This is a genomic window from Micromonospora sp. GCM10011541, assembly GCF_042650725.1.
Classification (GTDB): Bacteria; Actinomycetota; Actinomycetes; order Mycobacteriales; family Micromonosporaceae; genus Micromonospora; species Micromonospora sicca.
This window is the reverse complement of record NZ_JBHSBP010000049.1, coordinates 1-10,815: the sequence shown is the minus strand read 5'-3', so window position 1 is coordinate 10,815 and position 10,815 is coordinate 1. Positions and strand designations below refer to the sequence as shown.

At 74.7% G+C, this 10,815-nt stretch carries 7 protein-coding genes and 1 pseudogene; 4 read left to right on the top strand and 4 right to left on the bottom strand.

Translation table 11 applies throughout. From position 1 onward, the window contains the following. Positions 1 to 86: 86 nt before the first annotated feature. Positions 87 to 1,247, top strand: a complete 1,161-nt coding sequence (locus ACFOYX_RS17145) for a glycosyltransferase family 4 protein (RefSeq protein WP_322443925.1) — start codon at positions 87 to 89, stop codon at positions 1,245 to 1,247. 52 nt (positions 1,248 to 1,299) lie between these two features. Here the strand turns inward: ACFOYX_RS17145 and ACFOYX_RS17140 are convergent, their stop codons facing one another. Together ACFOYX_RS17140 and ACFOYX_RS17135 are read right to left on the bottom strand one after the other, a co-directional pair. After that, a complete protein-coding gene (locus ACFOYX_RS17140; protein ID WP_161557964.1) occupies positions 1,300 to 1,467 on the bottom strand; it encodes a hypothetical protein in 168 nt (55 codons plus the stop codon). Continuing rightward, positions 1,464 to 3,182: a hypothetical protein gene (locus ACFOYX_RS17135; RefSeq protein WP_322443924.1), complete on the bottom strand. Its 1,719-nt coding sequence runs from the start codon at positions 3,180 to 3,182 to the stop codon at positions 1,464 to 1,466. The genes ACFOYX_RS17140 and ACFOYX_RS17135 overlap by 4 nt, the downstream gene beginning before the upstream one ends. 148 nt (positions 3,183 to 3,330) lie before the next feature. Between ACFOYX_RS17135 and ACFOYX_RS17130 the strand changes: the two genes are divergently transcribed. Continuing rightward, positions 3,331 to 5,508, top strand: a complete 2,178-nt coding sequence (locus tag ACFOYX_RS17130; protein ID WP_322443923.1) for a hypothetical protein — start codon at positions 3,331 to 3,333, stop codon at positions 5,506 to 5,508. Positions 5,509 to 5,669: 161 nt separating this feature from the next. Continuing rightward, a pseudogene (locus tag ACFOYX_RS17125) lies at positions 5,670 to 6,954 on the top strand (polysaccharide biosynthesis protein). Here the strand turns inward: ACFOYX_RS17125 and nudC are convergent. Further along, complete coding sequence (gene nudC, locus ACFOYX_RS17120) at positions 6,848 to 7,771, bottom strand: NAD(+) diphosphatase (RefSeq protein WP_322443921.1); 924 nt, start codon at positions 7,769 to 7,771, stop codon at positions 6,848 to 6,850. The pseudogene ACFOYX_RS17125 and the gene nudC sit on opposite strands and share 107 nt — an antisense overlap. Positions 7,772 to 7,971: 200 nt before the next feature. Here nudC and ACFOYX_RS17115 point away from each other — a divergent pair, with 200 nt between their 5' ends. Next, positions 7,972 to 9,774 carry a VanW family protein gene (locus ACFOYX_RS17115; protein ID WP_322443920.1) on the top strand — a complete coding sequence of 601 codons (1,803 nt, stop codon included), beginning with the start codon at positions 7,972 to 7,974 and terminating at the stop codon, positions 9,772 to 9,774. Positions 9,775 to 9,847: 73 nt separating this feature from the next. On the opposite strand, the gene ACFOYX_RS17110 is transcribed toward ACFOYX_RS17115, so the two are convergent. Beyond that, positions 9,848 to 10,474 carry an NAD(P)-binding domain-containing protein gene (locus ACFOYX_RS17110; protein ID WP_322443919.1) on the bottom strand — a complete coding sequence of 209 codons (627 nt, stop codon included), beginning with the start codon at positions 10,472 to 10,474 and terminating at the stop codon, positions 9,848 to 9,850. Positions 10,475 to 10,815: the final 341 nt, after the last annotated feature.

Genomic DNA, 10,815 nt, shown 5'->3' with positions numbered 1-10,815 from the left:
TCGCTGCCGACAAGACCCATTGCGTACGCGGGCCCCGCCGCCCTAGGGTGGCGCGATCGTGCCGCTTACTGATCGGTAGGAGCAGCGTGGACAGGTCCGGCAGCACCACCGCTCGCCACGTGCTGTTCCTCAACTGGCGCGACACGAGCAACCCCGAGGGCGGTGGCTCCGAGGTCTACATCGAGCGGATCGCCGCCGAACTGGTCGCCGCCGGTCACCGGGTGACCCTGCTCTGCGCCGCCCACGGGCGGGGCGCGGCGGAGGAGACCAACGCCGACGGCACGCGGGTGCTGCGCCGCGGCTCCCGGCACACCGTCTACGCCCGCGCCGCGCTCACCTACCTCGCCGGCCGGTTCGGCCTGGGCCCGCTGGCCCGGCGTCGCCTCGGCCGGCCCGACCTGGTCGTCGACGTGTGCAACGGGGTGCCCTTCTTCGCGCCGCTCTACGCCCGCCGGCCGGTGCTCGCCCTGGTGCACCACGTGCACCGGGAGCAGTGGCCGGTGGTCTTCGGCCCGGTCATGTGCCGGCTCGGCTGGTGGATCGAGTCCCGGCTGGCGGTCCGGCTCTACCGACGCTGCCGCTACGTCACGGTCTCCGAGGCGAGCCGGGCCGAGCTGGCCGAGCTGGGCGTGGACCGCGAGCGGATCGACGTGGTGCCCAACGGCACCCCGCCGGTGACCGGCGCCCCACTGCCCCGGACGACCCACCCGTCGCTGCTGGTGCTGGGTCGGCTGGTTCCGCACAAGCGGGTGGAGATCGCCCTGCGTACGGTGGCCGAGCTGAGCGGGGAGCTGCCGGACCTGGAGCTGGTGGTGGCCGGGCAGGGCTGGTGGGAGCAGCCGCTGCGGGAGCTCAGCGACTCGCTCGGCATCGCCGACCGGGTACGGTTCACCGGCTTCATCAGCGAGGAGGAGAAGCACGAACTGCTCTCCTCCTGCTGGCTGGCCCTCACCCCGTCGCTCAAGGAGGGCTGGGGGCTGACCATCGTCGAGGCCGCCGCCCGGTGCACCCCGACGATCGCGTTCCGCTACGCGGGCGGCGTCGCCGAGGCGATGGTCGACACTCAGACCGGGCTGCTGGTGGACGACGAGCGGGAGTTCACCGAGCGGGTCCGGGAACTGCTCGCCGACGACGTGCGGCGCAAGGCGATGGGCGAGGCGGCGCTGGCGCACGCGGGCCGGTTCACCTGGGCGACGACCGGTGCGCGCTTCGCGCAGCTGGTCGCCGGGCTCACCGCCGCTCGGTAGGCGGACACGCGACCGGGGCGCCCGCATCGGCGGACGCCCCGGTCGGCGCTGGTCAGCGGGTGCCGTACAGGGTGGTATCGGAGCTCTGCTCACTCACCTTGCTGGTGTTGGCGACCTCGTTGGCGGACGGGCTGAGCGCATTCGCCAGACCGACGCTGCCGAGCAGGCCGAGCACGACCCCGAGTACCCCGACGGCGACGAACGCGGGCAGGTTCCTCATCCACCTTCTCCTTCCGCGGGACTCGCGTGCCGGGACGCTACCACGCGTCGCAACCCCCGCGCAGCGGGCGAAAAACCGATGGTCAACACCACCGTTCCGGCCAACAGGTGGGCCAGTCCGACCCGGCCGGGACCGTTCGTCGCCGCCGGAGCCGTCCAGTCCGGGTTCTCGTAGAGGGCCAACTCCGGTCCGGCGTGCGCCAGACGCAGTCCGACCAGCGACGATGCCGGCACCGGCGGGCCGAACGCCCGCTGCACCAGCACCCAGCGCACTCCCGTCCCGGCCAGCGGCCGGCCGGCGGTGAGCAAGGCCCGGACCCGGGCGGCCCGGGGATCCTCCCCGCCGACGGCGAGGTCGCCGACGCGCAGGTTGTCGTCGATCAGCACCGGCGTCGACAGGTACCGGGGCGCCGGGTCGATCACCACCTGCCCGCGGTTCCAGGCGTACCGCTGGTACTCCTGGAACGGCAGGGAGATCACCTCGCCCGGACGGTCGGCCACCTGCCGCGCCACCACCGCCCAGTCGGCGGGGTAGTCGACGGGCCGCAACCGGCCGATCGCCCCGAAGGCCAGGTCGGGCAGGACGGCCACCGGCAGCAGCGCGGCGCCGACCAGCAACACCCGCCCGGTGGTCGCGTCGAACCGGGTGGCGAGCCGGTCGGCCAGCCGTTCCGCGCCGAGCGCCCCGGCCACCGCGAGGGCCAGCGCGTACGGCACCAGCAGCTTCTGCCCGTCGCGGATCAGCCCGGCGCCGGGGACCGTGTCGACCAGCCAGCCGAGCAGGGCGGCTCCACCGGGGAGCACGCCGAGCGCCGCGACCAGCCACGACCCGGCCGCCAGCAGGCCCAGCCGGCCGGCCGAGCCGGCCGGCCACCGCCGGCGCAGCAGCGGCACGCCGTACCCGGCGAGGAGCAGCAGCAGCGCGGTGGCCAGCGGCACCACCCCGGCCTGCCGGGACACCGGGACGGTCAGCCCGTTCCAGATCCCGCCGGTGCCGGCGAGCGCGACCAGCGGCCCGGCCCAGTTCTCGGCGCGGGCGGCGAAGGCGGCCACCCCGGTCGGATCGGAACGGCCACCGGTGGCGCTGCCCGCCCCGGCGACCAGCCAGGGCGCGTTGAGCAGGACCGTCGCCGCGAGCGCCGTGCCCGCCCGACGACCGGCGCCGGGGTACCGGCCGGGCAGCAGCACCGCCACCGCCGCCAGGGCGAGCACCCCGCCGGTCGGGGTGATCGCGGCGACGGCGGCCGCGAGCAGCAGCCGGGGCAGCGCCCCGGGCCGGCCCGCCCGCACGTCGAGCGCCGCCGCCACCAGCCAGGGCAGCATCGCGTACGCCAACAGCAGGCCCCACTGCCCGATCAGCAGCCGCTCGGCGAGGTACGGCGTCCAGGCGTACCCGAGCGCGGCCACCACCCGCACGGCGGTCCGGTCGGTCGGCACCAACCGGGCGGCGCCGAGCGCGGCCAGCCAGAGAATCGCCACCAGCACCAGCCGTTGCAGCAGCCAGCCCGGCACCAGTTGGGTGGCGAGCGCGACCACGGCGTCCTGCGGGACGGCCCGGGGCAGCGCCGAGGCCGGGGCGATCACGTCCCAGCTCAACGCCTGACGAGGCACGAAGACCATGTCGTAGCGGAGCACGTACCCGGGTAGCGCCAGCGGCGCGAGCACCACCGCCGTCACGGCGGCGGCCACGCCGTGCGGCACCAGCCGTTCGCGCATCCGTCGACCTCACCCCGCCCGCCGGGCGCGACCCGCGCCACCCTGGTCCGGCGGCCACTGTACGCGGCGCCGGCCGGGCCCAGGTGTCCCCTGAACCACCCGTTGACCTGATGGGACGCCCGGTGACCGGTGTGGCAGTCTTCCCGCCATGGCATTGACCGGACCCGAGGCGACGACGCCACGCGACGAGAGCGGATGGATCGGCAGCTGGGTCCGCGCCGACCCGGTCCGCGCGGTCGGCGTCGCGATGATCCTGTTCAGCCTCGCCTGGCGGGCGCAGCTCGCCTCCCGCGGCTTCCTCGCCGCCGACGACTGGGTGCTCGTCGCCCAGTCCGCCGGGTCGGACCTCACGCCGGGCTTCCTGTTCACCCTCTACAACAACCACTTCATGCCCGCGGCGCGGCTGCTCACCTGGTTGGTCACCCACGCGCTCGGGTACGCGTACTGGCCCTACCTGCTGCTGATGATCGTCGGGCAGGCCCTGATCGCGGTGACCTTCCACCGGCTGCTGCGGGCGCTGCTGCGGCCGGGCTGGCTGCTGCTGGTTCCGCTCGGGATGTTCCTGTTCAGCCCGCTGACCCTGGAGGCGACCTCCTGGTGGGCGGTCGGGGCCAACATGCTGGCGATGCAGTTGGCCATGGTGCTCGCCCTGGGCGCCCAGTTGAAGTACGTCCGCACCGGGCGCCGGCGGCACCTGGTCTCCCTGGCGCTGTCCGTCCTGCTCGGCCTGCTCTTCTTCGAGAAGACGCTGCTGGTCGTACCGCTGGTCTTCCTCTTCACCGCGTGCCTGTTCGCCGGCGGCGGGCCGATACGCGCGGTGGTGACCACGCTGCGCCGCTGGTGGGCGTCGTGGGCCGTGCTCGCCGCCATCTCGCTCGGCTTCCTCGCCGCCTACCTGTCCCGGTCCGTGTCCTCGCTGCGCCAGCCGAACTCCATCTTCGAGGTGCTCTCGTTCCTCGAACTGCTGCTCGGGTCGACCCTGGTGCCCGGGCTCTTCGGCGGGCCGTGGCGCTGGCTCGGCGCGGGCGACGGCGCGCCGGTGGCCGCGCCGCCGGAGCTGGGGCGCTGGCTGGCGTGGACGGCCCTGGTCGCCCTGATCGTGGTCACCCTGCGGCTGCGCCGGATCGCCGCGCGGGCCTGGGTGCTGCTGGGGACGTACCTGCTGGTGGTGTCGGCGCTGCTGGCCGCGACCCGGCTCGGCTCGGTCTTCAGCGACGTGGCCGGCGCGGTGCCCCGCTACGTCAGCGACGTGGCCGTGGTGGCCGCGCTCTGCGTCGGCGTCGCCCTGCTCGGGCTGGCCGCGCCGGCCGCGGCCCCGGCGACCGGGGCGGTACCGCCGACCCCAGGGCGGAAGGCGGACGACGAGCCGGCCACGCCGGACGACCCGGCACGGGAGCCGGTCGCCGGGGCCCGGCAGAAGGTCACGCCCGAGGAGGCCGTGGTCGAGGTGCCCCGGGCGGCGGTGCCGGCCGCACCGCGCCGGGGCGTCATCCACGCCGATATGGATCATGACGAGGCGCCCCCCGGTCCCATCGCCACCGCGATCCCGGCCGCCGCCGGTCCGCCGCCGTCCACCCCGGCGGTCCGGCCCGGAGACACCCAGCGGGCCGTCGCGAACGTCGGTCCCCGGGCCGACGCGTCGGACCTGGACCGGATGCCGGACGTGCTGGCCCGCAACCGTGAGCCGGTGGCGGCGGCGCTCGCCGCCGTGCTGGTCGCGGCCGGGCTCGGCACCGCCTGGACCACCGCCCGGTACAGCGACGAGTGGGCGACCAGCACCAGTCGCACCTATCTGGAGACGGCCCGCGCCGAGCTCGCCGGCGCCCCGCCCGGCACCGTCTTCTTCGACCGGAAGGTCCCGGACGACGTGGTGCTCAACCTGTCCGCGCCGTACAACCAGCAGTCCCGGTTCTTCCGCGCCCTCCCCGACCCGCCGGTCTTCGTCACCGAGGCGGAGAACCCGTCGGTCTTCGACGACTCCGGCCGGATCGCGGCCCTCGGTGTGGACGGGCCATCGGTCCGGCCCGGGCCGGAGGAGGGCTGCGGCTACAAGCTGACCGACCGGCAGATCGTACGGATGCCGCTCAACGGGAGCCGGATCGACTGGGCCTGGGTGGTCCGGGTCGGCTACCTCGCCTCGGCCGACGCGACTGCCACCCTGCGCCTCGGCGACGGCGTTCGGGAGTTCCGCGTCCAGCGCGGCCTGCACCAGGCCTTCTTCGAGATCACCGGCGGCGGGGACGCGGTAGACCTCGTCCTGCACGGGCCCGGCGTGACGCTCTGCACGAACGAGGTCACCGTCGGCACTCTCACCGCCCGCCAGTGACGGCGGACGACCGCACCACCGTCGACGACGCAACGGCGGCGCACGACAGGCCGGCGCTGGGCGACAGGCCGGCCCTGAACGACGGCCGGACGGTCCACGACGGGGCGGCCGGGCGGCCCGGGACCGCGCGGGCCGGCGGCGGCAAGGCGGGCACCACCCGGTTGGGTGCGGCCGGCGCGGCGGTCACCGTGGCCACCACCCTGACCAACGCACTGGCCTACCTGGTGCCGGTGCTCGGCGCCCGGCAGCTGGTCCCGGCCGACCTCGGCGCGCTGGCCACGGTGCTCGCCCTCGGCGCCATCGCGGCCGTGCCGGGCTTCGGGTTGCAGATCGCCGTGGCGGTCCACCGGGCCCGGCGCGGTCCCACCGCCACCGGCCGGTTGGCGCTGCTCACCGCCGCCGTCGCCGCGGCAGTCACGGTCGCGGCGGCGCCGCTGCTGACCGTGCTGCTGCGGCTGCCGCTGGCGCTGACCCTGCTGCTCGCGGCGACCACCTTCGCCACCGTGCTGGCCGGCCGGTGGCTCGGCGAACTCCAGGGTGACCAGCGGTTCCTCCGGCTCTCCGCAGTGATGACGGTGCTCGCCGCCGGCCGGTACGGTGGGCTGGTCGTCGGGCTGGCGCTGGGCGGGGACGCGGTCACCGCGCTGGCGCTCACCGCGGTCACCGGTCTCCTCGCGCTGCCGCTGCTGGCCCGCCTGGCCGCCGGCGGCCGGTCGACGCCCGTCGCCACGCACGGGCAGCGCGAGCTGCGACCCGGGGACGTGATGACCACGTGCGCGGCCACGCTGGCGATGCTCACCATCTCGTACGCCGACCTGATCCTGGCCCGCCAACTGCTGCCGGCGGCCGGCTCCGGGGCGTACGCGGTCGGTGCGGTGCTGACCAAGGGCGCGCTCTGGGCGCCGCAGGTGGTGACGCTGCTGGTGCTGCCCCGGCTGGCCCGGGGCGACCGGCGGGCCCGGGCGCTGGGCCTGGCGGTCATCCTCGCCTGCGGGTCGGTGCTGGTGGCCGCCGCCGCGTTCGGCGGGGAGCTGGCGTTCCGGCTGGCCGGCGGCGCCGACTACCTGCACCTGGCCGGCGAGGCCCCGCTCTTCGCCGCCACCGGCGCGTTGTACGCGGTCGTCTTCATGCTGGTCAACGACCGGGTGGCCAGCGGCGCCCGGTTCCCCGCGGCACCGCTCTGGGCGGCCACCGTGGGGCTGGCCGGGGCGGCCCTGCTGGTCGCCCCGCGTACGGTCGAGGGGGTCCTCGGCTGTGCGCTGACCACCGCCGCGCTGACCGCCGCCGTGATGACCTGGCTGGCCCTCCGACCCCGGCGCTGACCGCGCGGGTCCCGGTGTCAGTCGCCGGCGGCCAGCCAGCCGCCGAGCAGGTGCTGGTCGATCGAGTCGATCCGGCCCAGCCGCCGCCCCCGCGCTGCCCTGTCCCGCAGCTCGTCCCGGGTGAACCAGCGCGCCTCCAGCAGCTCCTCGCCGTCCACCCGCACCTCGGTCGAGGCGGCGGTGGCCCGGAAGCCCACCATCAGCCCGGCCGGGAAGGGCCACGCCTGCGAGCCCTGGTACGCCAGGTCGACCACGGTCACCCCGGCCTCCTCGGCCATCTCCCGGCGGACCGCGTCCTCGAGGCTCTCGCCCACCTCGACGAAGCCGGCCAGCGTCGACCACGAGTCCTCCGCCGCGCCCCGGTGCCGGGCCAGCAGGCAACGGTCCGGCTCACCGGGCGCTTCGACCAGCACGATGATCGCCGGCTCGATCCGGGGAAACAGGAGCTTGCCGCAGCCGGATCCGGAGCAGGAGCGGGTGTGACCGCCGTTCCCGGCGACCGTGTGCGCCCCGCAGGCGCCGCAGTACCGCTGCCCCCGGTGCCAGTGCAGCAGTCCCCGGGCGTACGCCTGGATCGCCGCCTCGGCCGGTCCCAGCCCGCCCACGAGGGCCCGGACGTCCACCGCCTCGGTCGCCCCCGCCAGCTCCCGCGCCTCCCGTTCGGCGCGGGCGGACAGGTCCACGGCGAAGACCGCCGCGCCGGCGTCCAGGCCGAGGAAGACCGTCTCGTCGGCGGCGGCGAGCAGCTCGGCGGCCTCCCCGACGCCGCGCCGGACCGGCGTCCGATCCGGCCCCACCAGGCAGCGGTCCTGCCAGAGCGGCAGCACCACGCTCGCCCGGTCGGCCAACCTGCGGGCGATCCAGTCCGGGTCCGCCCGCAGCTCCCCCGCCCGATCCAGCCACCCACCGCCGTACGCCATGATCCGATCGTCGGTCCGCACCCGGACACCGTCCCACGGCCCGCCGGACGCGCGGGGACCGGTGGTGGGTGACCATCGCGACACCCTGCGCCGGCCGGCCGACACGCGGCCATGGGAGATGCCCGGGTGGGACACTGCCGGCCGGGTCGAACGTTGGTTACCGTAGTTGTCTTCCGGGTGGGGAAAGCGCTCCCCACGTGGTACTTCCGATCGAGGTAGCTGTGACGCTGTACGGCGAAAAACCCCCACCCGCCGACGACCGGCCGACGGTGCAGGTCACCGCGGTGAGCTGGCCGGGCGACGAGCCGGGACCGGCGACTCCGTCCGCCGGCTCCCGCCCGCGGCGCGGGCGACTCCTGCTCGCCGGCGGGGTGACCGCGGCCGTGCTGGCCGCCGTGGCGGGCGCCGGCGCCTACGCGTACGCCGGCGACGTCCCCCGCGGCACCACGGTGCTGGGCGCCGAACTCGGCGGCCGCAGCCGGACGGACGCGGCCCGCGAGCTGCGGGCTGCGTTGGAGCGCCGCTCGGCGGAGCTCAGCGCCCCCGTCCGGGTCACGGTGGGGGAGAAGACCACCGAGATCAAGCCGGCCGACGTCGGCCTGGCGGTGGACGTGGAGGCCACCGTGGCGGCGGCGGCCGAAGCCGACGCGCACCCGGTCAGCCGCCTCGTCGGGTCCCGCTCGATCGACCCGGTGGTGACCGTCGACGTCGACCGGCTCGACGCCGCGCTCCGGGGGGTGGTGGGGAGCCAGGGCCGGGAGATGACCATGCCGGCGATCATCTTCACCGGCACCACGCCGAAGCCGGTCTACCCGAAGCCGAGCCTGACCCTCGACCCGCCACGCTCAGCGGAGGTCGTCAAGGCGGCCTGGCTCGGCGACCGCCCGGCCGCCGTCCCGCTGGTGGAGAAGCACCCGGAGACCTCCCGCGAGGAGGTGGACCGGCTGGTCGACGAGCTGGCGAAGCCGGCCGTCGCCGCCCCGGTCACCCTGACCACCGCGAAGGGCTCCCTCAGCATCCCGCCGAGCGCGATCGCCCGCAGCCTGCGCTTCTCCGCCGACGAGGCGGGGAAGCTGGCCCCGCGGGTGGACGTGAAGCGGCTGCGGACCGCACTCGGGGAGCGGCTCGCGAAGATCGAGGTGGCGCCGAAGGACGCCGGGCTGACCATCTCCGGCGGCAAGCCCAAGGTGGTGCCCGGTCGGGCCGGCCAGCAGCTGGACACCGAGGCGCTCAGCCAGGACCTGCTCGCCGTCCTGCCGAAGGCGGACGGGCGGACGGTCACCGCGCAGCTGAAGCCGGCCGAGCCGGAGCTGACCGAGGCGAAGCTGGCCGAGCTGGGCATCAAGGAGCGGGTCTCCACCTTCACCACCCGGTTCCCGGGCGGCCTCTCCTCGCCGCGCAGCCAGAACATCGTGCAGGCTGCCAAGGACGTCGACGGCACGATCGTGAAGCCCGGCGAGACGTTCTCGCTCAACGGGCACACCGGCGAGCGCGGCTACGACCAGGGCTACCAGGACGCGCCGACGATCGTCGACGGCAAGCTCGTTCCCGGGGTCGGCGGCGGTGTCTCGCAGTTCACCACGACCCTGTTCAACGCGACGTACTACGCCGGGCTCGAGGACGTCGAGCACAAGCCCCACTCGTTCTACTTCAGCCGGTACCCCGCGGTGATCGAGTCGACGATTTACTACCCCGCTCTGGACTTCAAGTTCCGCAACAACAGCCCGCACGGGGTCCTGATCGACACCTCGTACACCTCCAGCACGATCACCGTGTCGATCTGGAGCACGAAGATCTACGACAGCGTCAAGACGGAGTACGGCCCTCGCCGGAACATCACCCAGCCGAAGACGGTCCACCTGGAGACCGGCCCCGACTGCATCGAAGCCGCGGGCAGCGAGGGGTTCGCCCAGGACGCCTACCGGGTCATCACGAAGGACGGCAAGGTGATCAAGCGGGAGAAGTTCAGCTGGACGTACCAGGCTGAGCCCCGCTTCATCTGCGGCCCGAAGCCCCCCGCCTGACAGCCCGTCGAGGTCAGGCACGACGAAGCCCCGCCGGCTCGATCGCCGGCGGGGCTTTCTTCGTGGTACGACCTCAGGGACGCGCATGGGCGAGCCCCTGGCGTACGCCGTCCGCGTCGCGGTCGGCGCCGTAGACCGGGGTGTCGGGCTGCTGCCGCCAGCTCTCGTCCAGCGTGCCGCCGTCCACCGGGTCGAAGCCCAACTCCTCCACCAGCTCCATCACCACCTGCTTGGCCTGGGCGTCGTCGCCGGCCACCGGCAGGGCGATCCGGTCGGGCGAGCCCGCCGGCCGGCCGTTGTCCATCAGGTGCGGCGCCTGGATGGTGTTGAACGCCTTCACCACCCGGGCGCCCTTCAGGTGCTCCGCCGTCCAGCGGCTGGAGCTGAGACTCCGGTCGAGCAGTTCGGCGATGTCCCCGTCCCGTTCGGGGTAGTAGTTGTCGGCGTCGACAACCACCTTCCCGTCGAACAGCGCCGCCGGCAGGTCGGGCACGGCCTTCACCGGAACGGCGACGACGACCAGCTCCGCCCCCTGCACCGTCTCGTCGAGGGTGCCGGCCGCCGCGCCGGTCTCCGCGGCGAGTCCGGTGAGGCTCTGCGGACCCCGCGAGTTGGTCACGGTCACCTCGTGCCCCAGCGCGGTGAGCCGACGGGTGAGGGTGCCACCGATGTGCCCCGAGCCGACAATTCCGATCTTCATGACCACTCCTGCCTCCGCCAACGCCTGGCGGTCAGTTCCGGCCGAACCAACAGCAGGTACCCCGACCGGTCCACGCCGATCGCGGACGAGGCGTACGCCACGTCCCGTTTCCACCACGGGGGCGGGGGAGCCGTCGCGGGCGGTCCCGCACCGACGGTACGAGACGGGCCCGGCCCTTCGGGCGGATTCCCGGAAAGGCCGCCGGCCGTGGTCGCGCGGACTCAGGAAAAGGGCCGGAAACGCAGATGAGGTCACCCCGAAGGGTGACCTCATCTGGAAAGATTGTCCGGCGGTGTCCTACTCTCCCACACCCTCCCGAGTGCAGTACCATCGGCGCTGGA

Excerpts from the sequence above, each read along its gene's own strand:
- ACFOYX_RS17135 (WP_322443924.1), bottom strand. The coding sequence starts at position 3,182 with ATGCGCGAACGGCTGGTGCCGCACGGCGTGGCCGCCGCCGTGACGGCG.
- ACFOYX_RS17110 (WP_322443919.1), bottom strand. The coding sequence starts at position 10,474 with ATGAAGATCGGAATTGTCGGCTCGGGGCACATCGGTGGCACCCTCACC.
- ACFOYX_RS17130 (WP_322443923.1), top strand. The coding sequence starts at position 3,331 with ATGGCATTGACCGGACCCGAGGCGACGACGCCACGCGACGAGAGCGGA.
- ACFOYX_RS17140 (WP_161557964.1), bottom strand. The coding sequence starts at position 1,467 with ATGAGGAACCTGCCCGCGTTCGTCGCCGTCGGGGTACTCGGGGTCGTG.